A 22,774-nucleotide genomic window follows, 5' to 3' on the forward strand; every position below is an offset into this window, starting at 1 on the left:
GCAGCGCCGCCGACCTGGTGGCCGACCCGGCCATCGGGCTGCGCCGCCCCGAGGACGGGTACGCCCTGCTCGACCGGCTGGTGGAGCGGGAACTGATCAGCTGGGACGCCGCGCTGCCGGTCAGCCCGGACGCCGAGCGGGTGCTGGCCGACCGGATCGCGGGGATCGGCGACGAGGCCGCCCGGAGCACCGCCCGGGCCGGGTTCGACCGGCTGCGCGCCGCCCGCGACGCGGTGGCCGAGGCGGCCGGTGACCCGGTGCGGCTGCGTGCCGCCCTGGACACCCTCGACGCCACCTTCACGGAGCTGACCGGCGTCCCCGCCGTGCGCCGCGCCGGCCAGATGTACGCCGGCCGCACCATCTGCTACGAGGACAGCGCCCGCGACCTGGACGTGGTCTTCGGCGCGCCGCTGCTGGCCGAGCTGGCCGCCCCGCTGGACGTGCTGCTGCGCGCCGCCCGGTGGATGGGGAACGCGCTGGCCGAGGCGTACGACGAGGTGTTCCGCGGGCTCTACGAGGAGCTGCGCGCCGAGGCCGGCGCCGGCCCGGTGGCCCTGGCGGACCTGTGGTTCCTGGCCCAGGGCCTGTTCTGGGGCGGGGGCGAGCGCCCGGTCGACGCGGTCGCCGCCGACTTCGCCGCCCGCTGGGCCGGGCTGTTCGGGCTGGACGGGCTGCCGCCGGGCACCACCGACGTGCGGCTGCGGGCGGCCGACCTTGCCGACCGGGTCGACGCGGCCTTCCCCGGCGCCCGGCCGACCTGGTCCAACGCCGTGATGCAAAGCCCCGACCTGCAGATCTGCGCCACCGACGCGGCGGCGCTGGCCCGGGGCGAGTACACCGTGGTGCTCGGCGAGCTGCACGCCGCCTGGTCCTCGTTCGACTGCGCGGTCTTCACCCCGTCCCACCCCGACGTGGAGCGGCTGCGCGCCGCGCTGGCCGAGGACCTGGGCGAGCGGCGGGTCCGGCTGCTCTTCCCGGCCGAGTGGCCGCGCCGGACCAGCCGTACCGCCGAGTCGTTGACCGGGCCCACGGACCGGCACCTGGCCTTCCAGGACGCGCCGGGCGCGGAGCCGGACCGGGTGCTGCCCACCGTGGACCTCACCGTCACCGAGGTCGACGGGCGGCTGGTGGCCACCGCCTCCGACGGGCAGCGCTGGCCCCTCACCGAGGTCTTCGCGGAGCTGCTCAGCGCGCACGCGGTGGACGGCTTCAAGCTGGTCGCCGCCGCGCCGTACACGCCCCGGATCACGCTGGACCGGCTGGTGGTGGCCCGGCAGACCTGGCGGACCACGGTGGGGGAGACCGGCCTGGCGCAGGCCGCCGGCGAGCGGCAGCGCTTCCTGGCCGTACGGGACTGGCGGCGCCGGCTCGGCCTGCCCGAGCAGGTCTACGTGAAGCTCGGCACCGAGACCAAGCCCTGCTTCGTGGACCTGGCCAGCCCGGCCTTCGCCAACATGTTCTGCGCCATGGTCCGGGCCGCCCGGGTCGACGGCGGCGACGGCGTCTCGCTCACGGTCAGCGAGATGCTGCCCACCACCGACCAGGCGTGGGTGCCCGACGGCGCGGGCCGCCGCTACTTCAGCGAGCTGCGCCTGCACCTCGTGGACACCCAGGGGACGGAGGACCGATGAGCCACCTGCTGCCACTGGGGGAGACCGGCTGGTCGGTCTGGCGGGACGTGGTGCTGCGTACCGCCGGTTTCCCGGCGGCGGGCCTCGACCGGTTCGCGGCGCCGGAGGCGGCGGCCGTCGCCGACGGGGTGCTCACCGGCGCGAGCGGCCCGGAACTGCTCGACAAGGTGCTGCGCGAGGCGTTCGCCGAGTCGTCCGCCGTGGTGAACGAGCTCGCCGCCGACCCGCTGCTGCGCGAGGCGGTCACCTGGCAGAACGCGGACATGCTCGTGGCGCTCGACGGCCTGCTGCGCACCGATCCCGAGGTGCGCAACGTACGCCGGCGCAAGCGCGAACTGAGCCTGCTGCGCTACTGGCAGCGGTACTGCGGCAAGGCGGAGACGATCGGCTTCTTCGGCCCGGTCTGCTGGGGGACCTTCGATCCGGCGGAGCCGGGTGTCCGGTTGTCGCCCGGCCCGTCGCTGGTCGACCGGCGGCACGTGTTCTTCGAGGCGTGGGCGCTGATCGCGTACGCCGACCGGCTGGGTGACGACCTGGCGGTGCGCCGCTGGTGGGCTCCCGCGCTGCAACCGCACCTGACCGTCGACGGGCGCCAGCTGCGCTGGCCACTGCACCCGCCGATCGCGCTGACCCCGACCGAGGCCCGGCTGCTCGCCGCCTGCGACGGGCGGACGCCCGCGATCGAGCTGGCCGAACGGATGCACGCCGACGGCGAGGTGCACGGCGTCGACGACGTCTACCTGCTGCTCGACCGGTGGGTCGATCGCGGCCAGCTCATCTGGGGCGCCAACCTGCCGGTCAGCCCCGACGCCGAGCGGGTCCTCGTGGAGCGGATCGGGCTCATCGGCGACGAGAGCGTCCGGGTCGAGGTGGCGGCCGGCTTCGACCGGCTCCGCGCGGCCCGGGACGCGGTCGCCGCCGCGGCCGGCGACCCGGACCGGCTCGGCGCCGCCCTGGCCGCACTGAACACCGAGTTCACGGCGGTGACCGGCCGGCCGGCCACCCGCCAGAGCGGCCAGATGTACGTCGGCCGCACCGTCTGCTACGAGGAGACCGCCCGGGACCTGGAGTTCACGGTCGGCTCGGCCGTCCTGGACGCGCTGGCCGGCCCGCTGGCGCTGGTGCTGCAGACCGCCCGGTGGTTCACCGGGGAGGTCGCCGCCCGATGCGCCGAACTCTTCGCCGAGCTGCACGACGAGCTGGCCGCCGACGGCCCGGTGCGGCTGGCCGACCTCTGGTCGCTGGCCCAGGGGACCCTGGTCGCACCGGACGGCCCCATCGGCCGGGCCGGCGCCACCCTGACCGAGCGGTGGGCGGAACTGTTCGGCCTGCGCGACCTGCCCGCCGACCAGGCGGAGCTGCTGCTGCGCGCCGAGGACCTGGCCGAGCGGGTCCGGCAGCTCTTCCCGGCGGAGCGCCCCGGCTGGCCGTCGGCCCGGCTGCACAACCCGGACGTCCAGCTCAGCGCGGCGTCGCCGGAGGCGATCGGGCGGGGCGAGTTCCTGCTCGTGCTCGGCGAGCTGCACCCGGCCCATGTCGCCTACGACAGCGCCGTCTTCGGCCTGTTCCACCGCGACCCGGCCGCGCTGCGGGCCGCCGGCGACGTCGACCTCGGCCCCGCCCGGCTGCGGCTGCTGTGGCCGGACAGCTATCCCCGCCGGACCACCCGCACCACGTACGGACTGACCGGGCCCGCCGACCGCCAGCTCGGCATCGACAGCGCCCACGGCGCGGATCCCGACCAGCTGGTGCCGGCCACCGCGGTCACCGTGGAGGGCGCCGCCGGCCAGCTCGTCGCGATCTTCCCCGACGGCGGACGCCGGCCGCTCATGGAGGTCTTCGCCAGCCTGCTCGACTCGCTGCTGATCGACGCCTTCAAGCTGCTCGACCCGGCACCGCACACGCCCCGGATCACCATCGACCGGCTGGTGGTGGCCCGCCGCACCTGGCGGAGCACGGCCGGCGAATGCGGCCTGGCCGGGCACACCGACGAGACCGCCCGCTACCTCGCCGTACGCCGGTGGCGGGCGGCCGCCGGCCTGCCCGAGCGGGTGTTCGTGAAGGTGGGCACCGAGATCAAGCCCTGCTACGTCGACCTGACCGGCCCGCTCTACGCGCAGTCGCTGTGCGCCATGGTGGACGCCGCCCACCGGACCAGCCCGGACGTCCCGATCGTGGTCTCCGAGCTGCTGCCCGCCCCGGACCGGTCCTGGGTCACCGACGCGCAGGGCCGCGGCTACGTCAGCGAACTGCGACTCCAGATCACCGACCCGACCGAGCACCGGGGAGACCACGGGTGACCGACATCCTGACCGTCAGCGCCGCGTACGGGGCGGACCTGCCCTGGCCCGACGCGACCCTGGCCGACCTGATCGCCGCGCAGGCCGCCCGCACCCCCGACGCGGTGGCGGTACGCCAGTGGGACACCCGGCTGACCTACCGGCAGCTCGTCGACCGGGCCGCCGGGCTGGCCGCCGCGCTGCGCGAGCGCGGGATCCGCCCCGGCGACCGGGTCGGGGTCTGCGGGGCGCGTACCCCCGACCTGGTGGTCACCGTGGTCGGCGTGCTGCTGGCCGGGGCCGCGTACGTGCCGTTGGAGCCGGGCGGCCCCCGCGAGCGGCTGCGCGAGATCGCCCGCGACGCCGGGATCCGGGTGGTGGCCGGGGACGCCGCGGCGGCCGAGTTCGGCGACGAGCCCGGCGTCGAGGCGGTCGGCCTGCCCGGCCCGGCCCCCCTCGCGCCCTGCCCGGCCCGCCCCGGCGACCCGGCGTACGTGCTGTTCACCTCCGGCTCCACGGGCCGGCCCAAGGGGGTGCTCACCACCCACCGCAACGCCGTCGAGTTCGTCACCGGCGTCGCCGCGCTGACCGGCGCCGACGCCTCGGTACGCAGCCTCGGCATCGCCTCGCTCGGCTTCGACGCGGCCACCATGGACCTGTTCGTGCCGCTGCTGCTGGGCGGCGCAGTGCAGCTGCTCGGCGCCGACGACCGGGCCGACCCGGTCCGGCTGGCCCGGTTCGTCGCCGCGCACGAGGTGACCTGGGGCTTCATCACCCCGACCGTGCTCGCCCTGCTCGACCCGGCGGAGCTGCCGTCCTGGCGGGTGCTGCTCTGCGGCGGCGAGGCGGTCCCGGCCGAGCTGGTCGCCCGCTGGGCCCCCGGCCGGCGCTTCCTCAACGGCTACGGCCCCACCGAGACCACCGTGCTGGCGGTCAGCGGCGACCTCACCGCCGCCGACACCGACCCGGTGCCGATCGGCCTGCCCCTGCCCAACCACCGGGCGTACGTGGTGGACGCCGACCTGCGCCCGGTGCCGCCGGGGGAGACCGGCGAGCTGCTGATCGGCGGCCCCGGCCTGGCCGACGGCTACCTCAACCGGCCCGGGCTGACCGCCGAGCGGTTCGTCCCCGACCCGTTCGGCGACCGCCCCGGCGAGCGGCTCTACCGCACCGGCGACCTGGTCCGCCAGGCGTCCGACGGCCGGATCGTCTACCTGGGCCGGGCCGACCGGCAGGTCAAGGTGCGCGGCCAGCGGATCGAGCTGGGCGAGGTCGAGGCCGTGCTGGCCGGGCACCCCGGCGTCGACCGGGTCGCCGTGGAGGCCCTGCCCGGTCCGGCCGGCACCGAGCTGGTCGCCTTCCTCACCCCCGCCGACGCGCCCGACGACGAGACACTGCGGGCGTACGCCGGGCCGCGGCTGACCACCGCGATGCTGCCGGCCCGGACGGTGCGGCTGGCCGCGCTGCCGGTCAGCCCTACCAGCGGCAAGCTGGACCGGCCGGCGCTGCGCGCCCTCGCCGTGGCCGCACCGCGGGAGGCCGACGAGGACGCCGGCGGTGACCCGGTGGAGGCGGCGGTCCGGCGACTGTGGGCCCGGCTGCTCGGCGCCGTCCCCGGCCCGGACAGCGACTTCCTGGCCGCCGGCGGCAACTCCATCGCGGCCATGCGGCTGGTCGCCGCGCTCCGCGCCGAGCTGGGCCGGCGGGTCGACACCCGGGTGCTGTTCACCGACCGCACCTTCGCCGCGCTGGTCGACCGGGTACGGGCCGCCGCCCCCGCCGACGGCGACGAGCTGACCACCGGCAACCCGCCCACGCTCTCCCCGCCGCAGCGGCGGCTCTGGTTCATGGACCAGCTCGCCCCGTCCAGCGCCCCGTACAACATCGCCGTGGCGCACCGGCTGCGCGGGCCGCTGGACACCGCCGCGCTCGGCGCCGCGCTGCGCGCCGTGGCCGAGCGGCACGACGTGCTGCGCTGGCGGATCCCGCAGACCGGCGGGGTGCCGTACGCGGTCCGCGAGGAACCGACCGACGTGGCCGTGCCGGTGGTCGACCTGACCGGCGCCGCCGACGCCGAGGCGGAGCTGGCCGGCATGCTCGCGGCCGGCGCCGGGCACTCCTTCGACCTGGCCACCGGGCCGCCCTGGCAGGTGACGGTCTACCGGCTGGCCGCCGACACCCACGTGCTCGCGATCACCGTGCACCACGCGGTCTTCGACGGCTGGTCCGAGGCGCTGCTCTACGACGAGCTGGCCGAGGCGTACGCCCGGGCGGGCGCCGGCGCCCCGCCGGCCCGGCCGCCGCTGCCCGCCACGTACGCCGACTACGCGGTCTGGCGCGCGGAGCGGGACCGCCGCCGCGGCGCGGCCGACCTGGCCTGGTGGACCGAGCACCTGGCCGGCGCGCCGACCGTGCTGGACCTGCCCCGGGACCGGCCCCGCCCGGCGGTGCAGACCTACGCCGGCGTCGAGGCCGCGGTGCGGCTCACCGAGGCGGCCGACCGGGCCGTGCGCGAGCTTGCCGCCCGGCGCGGCACCACCGTGGCGGCCGTGCTGCTGGCCGGCTTCGGCGAGCTGCTGCGCCGGCTCACCGGCGGCGACGACCACGTGCTCGGCGCGATCGTCGCCGACCGGCGGCTGGCCGCCTTCGACGACGTCATCGGCTTCTTCATCGACACCGTGCCGGTGCGGGTCCGCACCGGCGGGGCGACCTTCGCCGGGCTGGTCGACCGGTGCGCCGCCGAGCTGCACGCGGTCACCGAGCATCCCGGTGCGCCGCTGGAACGGATCGTCGAGGCGCTCGGCGTCGGGCGGGACACCTCCCGCGCGCCGCTCGTGCAGGTGCTGTTCAACGTGCTCAACTTCGTCCCGCCCCGGCTCGCGCTGACCGGCCTGGCCGTCGAGCCGGTGCCGGTGCCGAAGCCCGGCTCGCCCTTCGACATCACCGTCTACGTGGTGGAACGGGACGGCCGGGCCGGCGTCGAGGTGGTGCACAACCCGGACCTGTTCGACGCGGCCCGGATCGAGGGGCTCCTGGCCGACCTGGCCGCCCTGGTCGGCGCCCTCGCGGCCGACCCGGACGCGCCCGCCGACCAGGTCGCCCCGGAGCTGCCCCGGCCGGCGGTACGGGTGCCGGCGCTGGGCGCCATGACCGTGGCCGCCGCCGAGCCGGCCCGGGCCCCGCTGCCCACCGGGCCGGACGCGCTCACCGCCACCGAGGAGCTGATCGCCGGCATCTGGCGGGAGGTGCTCGGCCGGGACCGGGTCGGGGTCGTCGACAACTTCTTCGACATCGGCGGCCACTCGATGGCCCTCGCCGCCGTGCACGCCCGGCTCACCGAGGCCACCGGCCGCTCCCTCACCATGCTCGACCTGTTCCGCCACCCGACCGTGCGGGCACTCGCCGCCAGCCTCGACGGCGCCGCCGACCGGCCGGAACTGGCCCGCGCCGCGCTCCGGGCCGCCGCCCGGCGGGGCCGCGCCCGCCGTACCCCACCCCGACGACCGAACCAGCCGTGACGCCGCAACCCCTCCCCGACGTACCGCGTGAGCTAAGGACAACCCCGATGCAGAACGACATCCCCTCCACCGACGACGGCATCGAACCGATCGCGATCGTCGGGCTCGCCGCCCGCCTGCCCGGCGCGGCCGACGTCGACGAGTTCTGGCGAAACCTGGTCGACGGCGTCGAGTCGGTGACCGAGCTGACCCGCGAGGAGCAGCTAGCCCGTGGCGCCACCCCCGAGGAGGTCGACGACCCCGGCTGGGTGAGCCGCGCCCCGCTGGTCGACGGCTACGACGAGTTCGACGCCGGCCTGTTCGGGATGACCGCCCGCGAGGCCGAGATCACCGACCCGCAGCACCGCCTGTTCCTGGAGAGCTGCTACACCGCGCTCCAGGACGCCGGCTACGACCCGGCCCGCTACGACGGCGCGGTCGGCGTCTACGCCGGCACCGGCGGCAACACGTACCTGCACCGCAACGTGCTGCGCAACAAGCGGGTCGGCGGCAGCCCGCACGGCGCGGTCTCGCTGGCCACCGGCAACTCGCCGAACTACGTGGCCACCAACGTCTCCTACCGGCTCGACCTGCGCGGCCCCAGCCTGACCGTGCACACCGCCTGCTCCACCTCGCTGGTGGCGTTCCACCTGGCCTGCGAGGCGCTGCGCAACGGCGAGTGCGACATGGCCCTGGCCGGTGGGGTGAACATCGAGCTGCCGCACGTCGGCTACCTCGGCATGGACGGCTTCACCTCGCCGGACGGCCGGTGCCGCCCGTTCGACGCCGGGGCCAACGGCACGGTCTGGGGCAGCGGCGTCGGGGTGACCCTGCTCAAGCGCCTCTCCGACGCGATCGCCGACGGCGATTCCATCCGCGCCGTGGTGCTCGGCAACGCGATCAACAACGACGGCGCCGGCAAGGTCGGCTTCACCGCGCCCAGCATCGACGGCCAGATGGAGGCGGTCGCCCAGGCGGTCGGCCTGGCCGGCATCGACCCGCGCACCATCAGCTACGTCGAGGCGCACGGCACCGGCACGGCGCTGGGCGACCCGATCGAGATCGCCGCCCTCTCCGCGGTGTACACCAAGGACACCGACGACCGGGGCTGGTGCGGCATCGGCTCGGTGAAGTCCAACATCGGCCACCTCAGCCAGCCGTCCGGCATCGTCAGCGTGATCAAGACGGTGCTCGCCATGGAGCACGGCCTGATCCCGCCGACCATCAACTACGAGACCGCGAACCCGGCCATCGACTTCGCCGACACGCCGTTCTACGTGGCGAACACGCTGACCAAGTGGGACACCGACGGCGGGCCGCGGCGCGCCGGGGTCAGCTCGTTCGGCATCGGCGGCACCAACGCGCACGTGGTGCTGGAGGAGGCGCCGGCCGCGTACCGGACCGAGCGGCGGGTCCGCCCGGCACACCTGCTCCAGGTCTCGGCGAAGACGCCGGCCGCGCTGGACACGGCGGTCAAGCGGCTCGCCGACCATCTGGAGAACGGCACCGCGGGAGGTCCGGAGCTGCTCGCCGACGTCGCGCACACCCTGCGGGTCGGCCGCCAGCAGTACCCGCACCGCGCCGCCGTGGTCGCCAGCGACCTGCCGTCCGCGGCGGTCGCCCTGCGCGACAAGCGCAAGGGGCACCGCGGCGCCCTCGACGGCCCCGCCCCGCGGGTCGCCTTCCTGTTCAGCGGCCAGGGCTCCCAGTACGCCGGCATGGGCGCCGAGCTCTACGCCGAGGACCCGGCCTTCGCGGCCACCGTGGACGAGTGCGCCGAACTGCTCCGCCCCGAGCTGGGCCTGGACATCCGGGACCTGATCCTGGGCCGCGACCCGGAGGCGGGGGAGAAGCTCACCCAGACCCGCTACACCCAGCCCGCCCTGTTCACCGTCGAGTACGCCCTCGCCACCGCCTGGCAGCGCGCCGGCGTCGCCCCGGCCGCGATGCTCGGCCACTCCATCGGCGAGTACGTCGCCGCCACCGTGGCCGGCGTGCTCACCCTCCCCGACGCGCTGCGGGTGGTCGCCGCCCGGGGCCGGCTCATGCACTCGCTGCCGGCCGGCTCGATGCTCGCCGTGACGCTGGACGAGTCGGCCGTCGCCGACCGGCTGCCCGCCGGGCTCTCGGTCGCCACCGTCAACGGCCCGGGCACCTGCGTGGTGGCCGGCGAGACCGCGCTGGTCGAGGAGTTCGCCGCGAGCCTGGGCGGCAAGAACAAGTCCAAGCTGCTGCGGACCTCGCACGCCTTCCACTCGCCGATGATGGAACCGATCCTCGACGAGTTCACCGCGCTGATGGCGAGCGTGCCGCTGCGCCCGCCGGCCGTGCCGTTCCTGTCCAACGTGACCGGCACCTGGATCACCGAGGCGGAGGCCACCGACCCGGCGTACTGGGCGGCACACCTGCGCCGGCCGGTCCGCTTCGGCGCCTGCGTGGCCACGCTGCTCGCCGAGGGCACCTGGGCGCTGGTCGAGTGCGGCCCGGGCCGCCAGCTCGCCAACCTGGCCCGGATGCAGGTCGCCAAGGCGTCCGAGGCGCAGCGGAAGCTCACCCCGCTGGGCAGCCTGCCCGGGCCGGGCGAACCGGTCGGCGACCTGGCCACCCTGCTCGGCAGCGCCGGTGCGCTCTGGTGCGCCGGGGTGCCGGTCACCCTGGCCGTCGACCCCGACGCCCGGCGGGTGCCGCTGCCCACGTACCCCTTCGAGCGGCGCCGCTACTGGGTCGAGCCGGACCCGGTGGAGCAGGCGACGGCGCCGGTCGAGACCGGGCCCCGGCCGCTGCCGGAGTGGTTCGCGGTGCCGGTGTGGCGGCAGGCCGCCCCGGCGCGCACCGTCGTCCCGCTGGGCCGGTGCCTGGTGCTGGCCGACGGCCCGCGCGGCGAGGCGCTCGTCGCCGCGCTGCGCGCCGCCGGCGACGACCCGGTCGAGGTACGCGCCGGCACCGCCTTCGCCGCCACCGGCACCGGCTTCCGGCTACGCCCCGGGGTCCGCGAGGACCACGAGGCGCTGGTCGCCGCGCTCGGCGCCGACCTGCCCCGCCGGATCGTGCACGCGTACGCCCTCGACGGGGAGCCGGCCGGCACGGACATCGCCGCGGCCTGGGCCGCGCAGGACCGGGGCTTCTTCAGCGCGCTGCACCTGGTGCAGGCGCTCGCCGGCGCCGGGCTGACCGCCGACGAGGAGGGCATCCACCTCGACCTGGTCACCGCCGGCACCGGCGACGTCCGCGGCGACGACCTGGTCCGGCCGGAGCACGCCACCCTGGCCGGCCTGGCCCGGGTGCTCCCGGTCGAGATGCCCGGGCTCACCGTCCGGCTGGTCGACGCCGACACCGCCGCGCGCGGGGTCGCCGCGCTCGCGGCCGAGCTGCGCGCCCCGGTCGACCCGGAGCACCCGGAGGTGGCGCTGCGCCGCGACCGGCGCTGGGTGGCCGGCTACGAGCAGGTCACCGTGGACGCCGAGGGCGAGCCGGGCGTGCTGCGCGAGGCGGGCCGCTACCTGATCACCGGCGGTCTCGGTGGCATCGGCGTCACCCTGGCCGAGGACTTCGCCCGCCGGGCCCGCGCCAAGCTGGTGCTGCTGGCCCGCTCCGGCCTGCCCGAGCGGGACGGCTGGGACGAGCACCTCGCGGTGCACGGTGGCGCCGACCGGGCCGGCCGGGCCATCGCGGCGATCCGCCGGATGGAGGCGGCCGGGGCCGAGGTGCTGGTGCTCGCCGCCGACGTCACCGACCCGGACGACCTGCGCCGGGTGCGGGAGGCGGCGATCTCCCGGTTCGGCGGGCTGGACGGCATCGTGCACGCCGCCGGCCTGCCCGGCGGCGGCATGGCCGAGATCAAGGAGCGGGCCGAGGCGGAGCGGGTGCTGGCACCGAAGCTCGCCGGCACCCTCGCCCTGGCCCAGGTCTTCGGCGACCTGCCGCTGGACTTCGTGGCGCTCTGCTCCTCGATCACCGCGGTGATCGGCGGCTTCGGTCAGGTCGACTACTGCGCGGCGAACAACTTCCTGGACGCGTGGGCGCGCTCCGGCGCCGGCTTCCGCGCCCCGGTGGTGTCGCAGAACTGGGGCGGCTGGGCCGAGGTCGGCATGGCCGTGGAGACGAACGCGCCGGCCGCCTTCCGGGCCGCCGGGCGGGACACCGTCACCAGCCCGGTGGACCACCCGGTGCTCACCACGAGGGTGGCCGGCCCGGACGGCACCGTCCTGCACGGTCTCGTCTCCGCCAGCACCCACTGGCTGCTCGACGAGCACCGGATCGGCGGGGTGCCGGTGGTGCCCGGCACCGCCCACCTGGAGTCGGTGCGGGCCGCGGTGACCGCCGCGCTGCCCGCGCCGGGGCCGGACGCCGCCGTGGAACTGCGTGACGTGGTCTTCCTGGAACCGTTCTCGGTCCCGGACGGCACGGTCGCCCAGTACCGGGTGGAGCTGACCCCGGCCGAGGACGGGGTGGACTTCACCGTGGCCAGCCTGGCCGCCGGCCAGCTCCGCACCCACGTGCGCGGCGCCGCCGGCTGGACCACCGAGCCCGCCCCGCCGGCCGGCACGCCCGCCGTCGCGGGCCGCCGGGTCGACGACGACGCCTCGTTCGGCCGGGGCCGCACCAGCATGCTCACCTTCGGGCCGCGCTGGGCCGCGCTGGCCGAGCACCACCTGGCCGAGGGCGAGGAACTGGCCCGGGTCGAGGCGCCCGCCGCCGCGCTGGGCGACCTGCCGTCGTGGGGGCTGCACCCGGCGCTGCTGGACGTGGCCACCGCGTTCGGCCGCGGCCAGGGCTCCGGCACCTACCTGCCGCTGTCGTACGGCCGGATCGTGGTGCGGGGGACGCTGCCGGCGACCTTCCACAGCCACCTGCGGCACCGGCCCAGCGCCACCGAGGAGGTCGTGGCGGCCGACCTGTCGCTGCGCGACACCGAGGGCCGGGAACTGGTCGCCATCAGCGACTTCGTGCTGCGCAAGGTGGACCAGGGTGCCGTCACCGGCGGCCTGGCCGACACCCCGGCCGCCGCCGAGGCCGCGCCGGCCCCGGTCACCGAGGACATCTGGCCGGTCGACGGGGCCGAGGCGTTCCGCCGCAGCCTCACCGCCGGCCTGGGCGCGCAGGTGGTCATCACCACCCGCACCGTCGCCGACATCCGGCGGCGCTCGGCCCGGGTGACCACGGACAGCCTGGAGGCGGAGACCGACGCCCCGGCCACCGCTGCCGCCGCCACGGGCGGCGGCTCGGCCGCGCCCTCCACCGAGCTGGAGAAGACCATCGCCCAGGTGTGGCGGGACGGCCTCGGCGTGACCGAGGTCGGCGTGGACGACGACTTCTTCGCCCTCGGCGGCAACTCGCTGGTCGCGGTGCAGCTGATCGCCGCGATGCGCAAGGCCACCGGGGTGCGGCTGCCCATGCGCAGCCTCTTCGAGACCCCCACGGTCGCCGGGCTGGCCGCCCGGATCGAGGAGCTGCGCGCCGACCAGCCCACCGACGAACCGGCCGCGCCGGCGGCGATCCCGGCCATCCCGCGGCTGCCCCGCGCCTGACCACGAGAACAGGAGACACCGCATCATGAGCGACACGATCGCCACACTTCCGGTGGTCGTCGAGAACGACGGCCGGGCGCTCACCGACCTCATCGGGGCCCGGCGCGCCGAGCTGCGCGCCACCCTCGTCGAGCACGGCGGGCTGCTGTTCCGCGGCTTCGACGTCGGCGGGGTGGACGGCTTCGACGGGGTGGTCCGCGCCCTGTCCGGCGAACCGTTGACCTACACGGAGCGTTCCTCGCCCCGGCACTCCATCAAGGGCCGGGTCTACACCTCGACCGACTACCCCCCGGACGAGGAGATCTTCCTGCACAACGAGAACTCGTACCAGGCGCGCTGGCCGCTGACCCTGTTCTTCTACTGCATCACCCCGCCGGAGACCCAGGGCGCCACCCCGCTCGCCGACGTCCGCCGGGTGTACGAGCTGATCGACCCCTCGGTGCGTGAGGAGTTCGTCCGGCGGCGCTGGATGCTGGTGCGCAACTTCCACGGTGACTTCGGCACCCGCTGGCAGGAGGTGTTCAACACCGAGAACCGGGCCGAGGTCGAGGCGTATGCGGCGGCCAACGGCATCACCGTGGAGTGGGTCGGCAAGGACGGCCTGCGCACCCGGGCGGTGCGGGACGTGGTGCACCACCGGCCGGGCTCGGACACCCCGCGCTGGTTCAACCACGCCACCTTCTTCCACGTGAGCACCCTGCCGGCGGACTACCAGGAAGGGCTGCTGGCCATGTTCGGCGCCGACGGGCTGCCGTCGAACACCTACTACGGCGACGGCGGCGAGATCCCCGCCGACGTCATGGACCACCTGCGCGCCGCCTACCGGGCGGCCACGGTCCGCTTCGACTACCAGCGCGACGACGTGCTGGTGGTGGACAACATGACCGCCGCGCACGGCCGGGAGCCGTTCACCGGCCCTCGGAAGATCGCCGTGGCGATGGCCGAGCCGCACACCCCCGACACCCCTGGAGCGAACTGAGATGGCCGAACCCCGATTCCTGGTCGTGCGCAACGACGAGGAGCAGTACTCGATCTGGTCGGCCGACCGGGACCTCCCCGCGGGCTGGCACGACACCGGCTTCGCCGGCACTCGCGAGGAATGCCTGGCCCACATCGACACGGTCTGGACCGACATGCGTCCCCGCTCGGTCCGCGAGGCCCACTCATGAGCCAGGAGTGGACCTTCCCGGCCTCCTTCGCCCAGGAGCGGGTGTGGATGGCCAACCAGCTCGACGCCGGCTCGCCCGTGTTCAACGTCTCCATCCCGTGGCGCTTCCCGGCCGGCGTCGACGCCGACATGGCGAGCGACGTGGTCAACCGGGTGGTCGCCCGGCACGAGGCGCTGCGCACCCACCTGCGGGTCGACGACGGCGCGCTGGTGCAGGTGGTCCGGGCGCACGAGCCGGTCCCGCTGCCCACCACCGACCTGCGCCACCTGCCGGAGTCCGAGCGGCTGGCCGCGTTCGAGGCGGTCCGGGCCGAGCTGGCCCGCACCCCGATCCCGCTGGACACCCCGCCGCTGTGGCGGGCCCGGCTGGTCCGCCTCGGCGACGCCTGGGCGCTGGTCTTCGTGGTGCACCACGCCGTCTTCGACAGCCACTCGGCGGTGCTGTTCCACGCCGAACTCGCCGCGTTCTCCGCGGCCGCGCGGACCGGCGCCGAGCCCGCCGTGCCCGAGCTGCCCATCCAGTACGCCGACTTCGCGGTCTGGCAGCGCGACCAGCTCGCCGGGGCGGAACTGGACCGGCAGCTCGCCTTCTGGACCGGTCACCTGGCCGGCGCGCCGCCGGTGACCAACCTGCCGCTGGACCGGCCCCGCCCCGCGCAGCTGGGCTTCGCCGGCGACGAGGTGCGCTTCGACCTGCCCGACGGGCTGCTGGACCGGGTCGGCCGGCTGGCCGCCGGGGCGGCGGCCACGCCGTACATGGTGCTGCTGGCCGGCTTCGCGGCGCTGCTGTCCCGGATCTCCGGCGACACCGACGTGGTGGTCGGCGTCTCCACCGCGGGCCGCGACACCCCCGAGCTGGCCCCGCTGATCGGGATGTTCGTCAACCCGGTGGCGCTGCGCTGCGACGTCTCCGGCGACCCGTCGTTCACCGCGCTGCTCGGCCGGGTCCGGGACGGCCTGGTCGACGCCATGGAACACGGGCAGACCCCGTTCCAGAAGATCGTCGAGGCGGTCGACCCGCAGCGCGACCCGTCGGTGCAGCCGATCTTCCAGACCGCGCTGAACTACATCCCGGACTCCGGCCTCGACCCGGTCGAGCTGGGCACCACCAAGGACGACCTGGCCTTCGACATCACGGCCGGGGAGTGCCGGCTGGTCTACCGGACCGAACTGTTCGACCGGTCCACCGCCGAGACGGTGGTGCAGCGCTACGTCGCGCTGCTCACCGCCGCCGTGGCCGACCCGGAGCGCACCGTCGCCGCGCTGCCGCTGCTCACCGACGCCGAACGCGACCTGGTGCTGGGCGCCTGGAACGACACGGCGCGCGAGGTGCCGCCGGCCACCGTGGTCGACGAGGTGCAGCGGCAGGCCGCGGCCACCCCGGACGCCACCGCGCTGGTCTGCGACGGCGTGCCGCTGACGTACGCCGAGCTGAACACCGCCGCGAACCGGCTGGCCCGGCTGCTGGTGTCCCGCGGCGCCGGCCCGGAGACCCGGGTCGCGCTCGCCCTGCCCCGCTCCTGCGAGCTGGTGGTGGCGATGGTCGCCGTGCTGAAGTCCGGCGCCGCGTACGTGCCGGTGGACACCGGCTACCCGGCCGGGCGGATCGCCTACCTGCTGGAGGACACCGCGCCGGCCCTGGTGGTGGCCACCCCGGACACCGCCGCCCTGGTGCCCGGCGGGGCGCTGGTGCTCGACGGCGAGATCGGCGCGGACCAGCCCGACGGCGACCTGACCGACGCCGACCGGCGGAGCCCGCTGCGCCCCGAGCACCCGGCGTACGTGCTCTACACCTCCGGCTCCACGGGCCGGCCCAAGGGCGTGGTGGTGGAGCACCGGGCGGTCACCGCCTACCTGGCCTGGGCCCGGCACACCTACCCGGGGCTGGCCGGCGCCGCGCTGCTGCACTCGCCGGTCTCCTTCGACCTCACCGTCACCGGCCTGCTCGGCACCCTCACCGCCGGCGGCACGGTCCGGCTCGCCGCGATCGACTCGCCCGCCGCCCGGGCCGGTGGCCGCCCGGCCTTCCTCAAGGTGACCCCGAGCCACCTGCCGCTGCTCGACGGCGAACTGTCGCCCACCGCCGACCTGGTGATCGGCGGCGAGGCGCTCACCGGCGAGCAGCTCGCCGGCTGGCGGGCCGCCCACCCCGACGTGGCGGTGGTCAACGAGTACGGCCCGACCGAGGCCACCGTGGGCTGCGTGGCGGCCCGGACCGCCCCGGGCGAGCCGGTCCCGCCGGGCCCGGTGCCGATCGGCACGCCCACCTGGAACACCCGGGCGCTGCTGCTCGACGCCGCCCTCCAGCCGGTGCCACCGGGCGTCGTCGGCGAGCTGTACGTCACCGGCGCGCAGCTCGCCCGCGGCTACCACCGCCGCCCCGGCCTCACCGCCGAGCGCTTCCTGCCCTGCCCGTACGGCCCGCCCGGCGCGCGGATGTACGCCACGGGCGACCTGGCCCGCTGGCGGCCCGACGGCACCCTGGACTACCTGGGCCGCCGGGACGACCAGGTCAAGGTGCGCGGCATGCGGATCGAGCTGGGCGAGGTCGAGGCCGCCCTGCTGGCCCACCCGGACGTCCGGGCGGCCGCCGCGGCGGTGCGCACCGACGGCGGCGAGCCGACCCTGGTCGGCTACCTGGTGGGCCCCGCCCACGAGGACTCGGTCCGCGCCGAACTGGCCCGGGAACTGCCCGCGCACCTGGCGCCGGCGGCCCTGGTCCGGCTCGACGCGCTGCCGCTGACGCCGAACGGCAAGCTGGACCGGGCCGCGCTGCCCGCCCCGGCCGCCGCCGCCCCGGCCGAGGACGCCTACGTCGCGCCGCGCACCGAGGCCGAGGCCCTGGTCGCCGAGGTGTACGCCGAGATCCTCCAGGTGGAGAAGGTCGGCGCCCTGGACGACTTCTTCACCCTCGGCGGCAACTCGCTGCGCGGCATGCGGGCGATGGCCCGGATCCGCGCCGAGGTGGACGTCGACCTGCCCATGCGGGCGCTGTTCAGCAGCCCCGTGGTGGCGGACCTGGCCGCCCAGATCGAGCAGCGGATTGCCGCGGAACTCGACGGGCTCTCCGACAGCGAGGTCGCCGCGCTGCTCGCGGCGGAAGAGGAAAGCAGCTGATGACCGACCTGAAGGATCCGGCCCGCGAGGCGGCCCGGCAGGCGCTGATCGCCAAGCGGCTGCGCGCCCGCCAGGCCGCCCCCGCGGCCCGGATCACCCCCCGGCCCGCCGGCGCCGAGGTGCCGCTGTCGTACGCCCAGGAGCGGGTCTGGTTCATGGACCAGCTCGCCCCGGGCGAGGCGGCGTACCACATCGCGGTGCCGCTGCGGGTGCGCGGCCCGCTCGACGTCGAGGCGCTGCGCGCGGCCCTGGCCGCGCTCGCCGCCCGGCACGAGTCGCAGCGCACCCGCTTCCCGGCCGACGCCGACGGCCGCCCCACCGTGGTGGTGGAGGAGTCGGTCGAGGTGCCGCTGACCATCGTGGACGCCCCGGACGAGGCGAGCGCGCAGGCGCTCGTGGACGCGGCCGCCGCCGAGCCGTTCGACCTGGCCGACGGGCCGCTGCTGCGGGCCCTGCTGATCCGGCTGGCTAACGACGATAATCCGGCCTCCGCGCCGCAAGACGGCACTCCGGACCGGATGAGCGTCGTTGACGACCACGTGCTCTTCCTCGGCCAGCACCACATCGTCGGCGACGGCTGGTCGGTGGACGTGCTGCTGCGCGACCTGATCACCCTCTACCGGGGCGGCGAGCCGCCCGCCCTGCCGATCCAGTACGGCGACTTCGCCGTCTGGGAGGCCAAGGAGCTGGACGGCCCGCAGGCCCGGGCGCACGTGGACTACTGGAAGCAGCGGCTCGCCGGGATCACCCCGCTGGAGCTGCCGCTGGACCGGCCCCGCCCGGCCACCCAGACCTACCGGGGTGACTTCGTCGAGTTCCAGCTCGACCCGGCGGAGACCGAGGCGCTCAACGCGCTCACCCGGGCCACCGGCGGCACGCTGTTCATGACCCTGCTCGCCGCGTACCAGGTGCTCCTGGCCCGGCACGCCGGCCAGGACGACTTCGCCGTCGGCGCCTCGGTGGCCGGTCGGTCCGCGCCGGAGCTGGAGAACGTCGTCGGCATGTTCATCAACATGCTGCCGCTGCGCGCCGAGCTGGCCGGCGACCCCACCTTCACGGAGCTGCTGGAGCGCACCCGGCGCAGCGTGCTGGACGGTTTCGAGCACGCCGAGGTGCCGTTCGCCAAGGTGGTGCACGAGCTGGGCCTGCCCCGCGACGTCAGCCGGTCCCCGGTGTTCCAGACCATGTTCGTGTTGCAGAACTACGAGATGGGCCGGTTCAGCGGGGTCTCCCGCAGCGACGAGGTCACCTTCGAGTGGACCCCCATGGAGCTGCGGGCCACCCGGTTCGACTTCGAGCTGCACGCGGTGGAGACCGTCGACGGGCTCTGGGGCAAGCTGGTCTTCAACACCGACCTGTTCAGCCGGGACACCGTCGAGCGGATGGCCGAGCGGTGGACCACCCTGCTGGCCGCGGTCGTCGCCGCGCCGGACACCCCGGTGTCCCGGCTGGAGCTGCTCCCCGCCGACGAGCGGGCGCTGCTGGCCGGGTGGAACGACACGGCCGCGGACTTCCCGCGCGACGAGACCCTGCACGGCCCCGTCGAGGAGCGCGCCGCCGCCACCCCGGACGCGGTCGCCGTCACCATCGAGGGACGCAGCCTCACCTACGCCGAGCTGAACGTCGCGGCCAACCGGATCGCGCACCGGCTCCGCGCCGCAGGCGTCGGCCCCGAGACCCTGGTCGGTGTCTGCGCGGAACGCTCCGTCGAGCTGGTCGCCGGCCTGCTCGGCGTGCTCAAGGCCGGCGGCGCCTACCTGCCGCTGGACCCGGAGTACCCGGCCGACCGGCTCGCCTTCATGGTCACCGACGCGGACGCGCCGGTGGTGCTGGTCCAGGAGCACCTGCGCGACGTGCTGCCGGCCACCGGCGCCACCGTGCTCGCCCTCGACGACACCACGGTCTGGGCCGACCAGCCGGCCACCGACCCGGCGCCCACCGCCGGCCCCGACCACCTGGCGTACGTCATCTACACCTCCGGCTCGACGGGCCGGCCCAAGGGCGTGCCGAACACCCACCGGGGCATCGTCAACCGGCTCGACTGGATGCAGAAGACGTACGGCCTCGGCGCCGACGACGCGGTGCTCCAGAAGACCCCGGCCAGCTTCGACGTGTCGGTCTGGGAGTTCTTCTGGCCGCTGCGCACCGGCGCCCGGCTGGTGCTCGCGAAGCCCGGTGGCCACAAGGACGCCGGCTACCTGCGCGACCTGCTGGTCGCCGAGCGGATCACCACGGCCCACTTCGTGCCGTCCATGCTGACGGTCTTCCTCGCCGAGGAGGGCATCGAGGCGGCCACCGCGCTGCGCCGGGTGATCTGCTCCGGCGAGGAGCTGCCGCTGGCCTCCGCGCTCGACTTCACGGCCCGGCTGCCCTGGTGCGGTCTGCACAACCTGTACGGCCCGACCGAGGCGGCCATCGACGTCACGGCCTGGCACTGCGACCCGGCCCGCCTCGCGGAGGTGACCGGCGTGCCGATCGGCGCGCCGATCGCCAACCTGCGGCTGCACGTGCTCGACCCGGCCGGCGCGCAGTGCCCCGTCGGGGTGGCGGGGGAGCTGCACATCGGCGGCGTCGGGCTGGCCCGCGGCTACCACCGCCGGCCCGCGCTGACCGCCGAGAAGTTCGTGCCCGACCCCTTCTCGGGCGAGCCGGGCGCCCGGCTCTACCGCACCGGCGACCTGGCCCGCTGGGTCGTCACGCCGGACGGGACCGGGGTCATCGAGTTCCTCGGCCGGATCGACCACCAGGTCAAGCTGCGCGGCCTGCGCATCGAGCTGGGCGAGATCGAGAGCGCGCTGCGCGAGCAGCCCGGGGTCACCGAGGCGGCGGTGATCGTCCGCGAGGACAGCCCCGGCGACAAGCGGCTGACCGCGTACCTCGTCGGGCCGGCCGAGCACGCGGCGCTGAAGGCGGCGCTCAAGGAGACCCTGCCGGAGTACATGGTGCCGGCCGCGTTCGTCACCGTCGACGCGCTGCCGCTGACCCCGAACGGCAAGCTCGACCGGAAGGCGCTGCCCGCGCCGGTGGTCACCCGCGAGGCGTCGGTGGCGCTGGTCGAGCCGCGCGACGACACCGAGCGGGCGCTCGCCGCCATCTGGTCGGAGGTGCTCGGCGTCGACACGCTCGGCATCGACGACGACTTCTTCGACCTCGGCGGGCACTCCATGCTCGCCACCCAGGTCGTCGCGAAGATCCGCAAGGCGGAGCTGGGCGGCCGGGCGGTCGGCGTCATGGACCTGTTCCAGCAGCGGACCATCCGCGAGCTGGCCGCGTTCATCTCCGGCGACGCCGCCGAGGCCGGCCCGCGCCGGCTGCTCTACGAGCTGACCAAGCCGATCCCCGCCGCCCAGCGGGTGCTCAGCTACGTCTGCGTCCCGTACGGCGGCGGCAGCGCCATCGTCTACCAGCCCCTCGCCGACGCGCTGCCGGCCGGGCACGCGCTGTGGTCCCTCGCCATCCCCGGCCACGACGTCGGCCTCAGCGAGGACGCGCTGCCCTTCGACGAGCTGACCACCCGGGTGGCCGACGAGATCCTGGAACGGGTCGAGGGCCCGCTGGCCCTCTACGGCCACTGCGGCGTGGGCAGCGCCATCGTCGCCGAGGTGGCCCGCAAGGTCGAGGCGGCCGGGCGGGACCTCGACGCGGTCTACATCGGCGCGATGTTCCCGTTCGCCCGCCCCAAGGGCTTCTTCGCGGCCGCCCGCAACCGCCTCGAACAGCTGCGCAGCAACAAGCACTACGCCAGCTGGCTCAAGTCGATGGGCGTGGACACCGACGAGCTGGACCCGGAGCAGGCCGACCGGATCATCAGCAACATGCGGGCCGACTCCCGCGCCTCGGAGGAGTACTTCACCCGGCTGCTCGACCGGCAGGCCACGAAGCTGCGCGCCCCGATCATCTCGGTGGTCGGCTCCGAGGACCCGGTCACCGACTACTACCGCGAGCGGTACGCCGAGTGGCAGTTCCTCAGTGACACCCTCGGGCTGGTCGTCCTCGACCAGGCCGGGCACTTCTTCCTCAAGTACCGCGCCGAGGAACTGGCCGAGATCGTCACCCGGGTGCACCCGGCGGTGGTCGCCGGGGACGTCGCGGACCTCGGCCCGCAGGCCCGGGGTGAGGACGCCGGCTGGGCGGTGCTCGACCGGTTCCGGGTCGGCGCCGAGGAGCGGCCGGCCGCCGCGACGGTCAAGCCGAGCATGGCCCGCTTCCTGGCGATCACCGTGGGCCAGCTCGTCTCCAGCACCGGGTCGGCGCTGACCGCGTTCGCCCTGCCGATCTGGCTGTTCAACCGGACCGGGTCGGTGGCCGACCTGGGCCTGCTCTGGGCGCTCGCGCTGATCTGCGGCGTGCTGATGCTCCCGGTGGCCGGCGCCATCGTGGACCGGGTCAGCCGGCGCCGGATCATGATGCTGGCCAGCTCCGTGGCCGGCTCCATCCAGCTGGTCCTGGCCACCCTGCTGTGGACCGACAACCTGGTGCTCTGGCACATCTACCTGCTGGTCGCGCTCAGCTCGGTCGCCGGGTCGTTCCAGCGGATCGCGTTCCAGTCGGCGGTGCCGCAGCTGGTGCCGAAGCGCTACCTCGGCCACGCCATGGGCATCACCCAGCTCTCCACCGGCGTGGCCACCCTGCTCATGCCGGTCTTCGCGGCCGGCCTGCTCGCCGCCATCGAGCTGAAGGGCATCCTGCTCATCGACGTGGCCAGCTACGTCGTGGCGGTGCTCACCCTGGCCGTGGTCCGCTTCCCCGACCTGCTCGGCTGGCGGCCCCGGGAACGGCTGCTGGTGGCCATCGCCAACGGCCTGCGCTACTCCTGGCAGCACCGCGGCTTCCGGCTGATGCTCGGCTACTTCGCGCTGGGCAACATCTTCCTCGCCCCCGCGCTGGTGCTCGCCACCCCGCTGGTGCTGTCCTTCGGCAGCCCGACCCAGGTGGCCCAGGTGGCCCTCGCCGAGGCGGTCGGCGCGGTGGCCGGCGGTGTGCTCATGTCGCTCTGGGGCGGCCCGCGCAAGCGGCGGATGATCGGCGTGCTGATCGGCAACCTGGGCACCGCGATCGGCTGCGTGCTGATCGGCCTGGACGCCTCGCTGGCGATGATCTGCGTCGGCTTCTGCTGGCTGGCCATGGCGATGACCACCGCGCAGTCGATCTACGCGACCATCGTCCAGGTCAAGGTGCCGCAGCGCTTCCACGGCCGGGTGTTCAGCCTCAACCAGACCATCGCCTGGTCCACCCTGCCCATCGGGTTCGCGCTGCTCGCGCCGGGCGCCACCGCCCTGTTCGAGCCGATGCTCGCCCCGGGCGGGGCGCTGGCCGGGTCGGTGGGCGCGGTGATCGGCACCGGACCGGGCCGCGGCATCGGTTTCGCGTACGTCTGCTTCGGGGTGGTCCTGATCCTGATCACCGTGGGCGGATTCGCGATCCGCCTGCTGCGCCGCTTCGACCTGGAGGTCGAGGACTCCCTGCCCGACGACCTGATCGGCGCGCAGGAGCGGGAACGGCGGCTCGCCGCCCGGGCCGCCGAGCGGGAGAAGGTCGCCGCCTAGGCGGGTGG

General features: G+C 75.5%; 8 protein-coding genes. All 8 read left to right on the forward strand.

Annotated features, from left to right (window positions below; genetic code table 11):
- Positions 1–1,631: lantibiotic dehydratase (locus IEY96_RS32550; protein WP_229791483.1), on the forward strand; the 1,631-nt coding region annotated here is incomplete at its 5' end.
- Positions 1,628–3,931, forward strand: a complete 2,304-nt coding sequence (locus IEY96_RS09050; protein WP_189194360.1) for a lantibiotic dehydratase — start codon at positions 1,628–1,630, stop codon at positions 3,929–3,931. The genes IEY96_RS32550 and IEY96_RS09050, both read left to right, overlap by 4 nt.
- The gene (locus IEY96_RS09055) at positions 3,928–7,428 is read left to right on the forward strand and encodes a non-ribosomal peptide synthetase (RefSeq protein ID WP_189194361.1); all 3,501 of its coding nucleotides are present in this window, start codon (positions 3,928–3,930) and stop codon (positions 7,426–7,428) included. The genes IEY96_RS09050 and IEY96_RS09055 overlap by 4 nt, the downstream gene beginning before the upstream one ends.
- A 47-nt stretch (positions 7,429–7,475) precedes the next feature.
- Entirely contained in the window at positions 7,476–12,935 is a 5,460-nt protein-coding gene (locus tag IEY96_RS09060; RefSeq protein WP_189194362.1) for a type I polyketide synthase, read from the forward strand.
- Positions 12,936–12,960: 25 nt separating this feature from the next.
- A complete protein-coding gene (locus IEY96_RS09065; RefSeq protein ID WP_189194363.1) occupies positions 12,961–13,914 on the forward strand; it encodes a TauD/TfdA family dioxygenase in 954 nt (317 codons plus the stop codon).
- Between the two features lies 1 nt (position 13,915).
- The gene (locus tag IEY96_RS09070; protein ID WP_107078253.1) at positions 13,916–14,104 is read left to right on the forward strand and encodes an MbtH family protein; all 189 of its coding nucleotides are present in this window, start codon (positions 13,916–13,918) and stop codon (positions 14,102–14,104) included.
- Positions 14,101–17,220: a non-ribosomal peptide synthetase gene (locus IEY96_RS09075; protein ID WP_189194364.1), complete on the forward strand. Its 3,120-nt coding sequence runs from the start codon at positions 14,101–14,103 to the stop codon at positions 17,218–17,220. Before IEY96_RS09070 ends, IEY96_RS09075 begins: the two co-directional genes overlap by 4 nt.
- Positions 17,220–22,766 carry a non-ribosomal peptide synthetase/MFS transporter gene (locus tag IEY96_RS09080; protein ID WP_189194365.1) on the forward strand — a complete coding sequence of 1,849 codons (5,547 nt, stop codon included), beginning with the start codon at positions 17,220–17,222 and terminating at the stop codon, positions 22,764–22,766. The genes IEY96_RS09075 and IEY96_RS09080 overlap by 1 nt, the downstream gene beginning before the upstream one ends.
- The last annotated feature ends 8 nt before the right edge of the window (positions 22,767–22,774 follow it).

This window comes from Micromonospora fulviviridis (assembly GCF_014648395.1).
Classification (GTDB): Bacteria; Actinomycetota; Actinomycetes; order Mycobacteriales; family Micromonosporaceae; genus Micromonospora; species Micromonospora fulviviridis.

Coding starts and splice junctions, on each gene's coding strand:
- IEY96_RS09050 (WP_189194360.1), top strand. CDS start 1,628: ATGAGCCACCTGCTGCCACTGGGGGAGACCGGCTGGTCGGTCTGGCGG.
- IEY96_RS09060 (WP_189194362.1), top strand. CDS start 7,476: ATGCAGAACGACATCCCCTCCACCGACGACGGCATCGAACCGATCGCG.
- IEY96_RS09065 (WP_189194363.1), top strand. CDS start 12,961: ATGAGCGACACGATCGCCACACTTCCGGTGGTCGTCGAGAACGACGGC.
- IEY96_RS09070 (WP_107078253.1), top strand. CDS start 13,916: ATGGCCGAACCCCGATTCCTGGTCGTGCGCAACGACGAGGAGCAGTAC.
- IEY96_RS09075 (WP_189194364.1), top strand. CDS start 14,101: ATGAGCCAGGAGTGGACCTTCCCGGCCTCCTTCGCCCAGGAGCGGGTG.
- IEY96_RS09080 (WP_189194365.1), top strand. CDS start 17,220: ATGACCGACCTGAAGGATCCGGCCCGCGAGGCGGCCCGGCAGGCGCTG.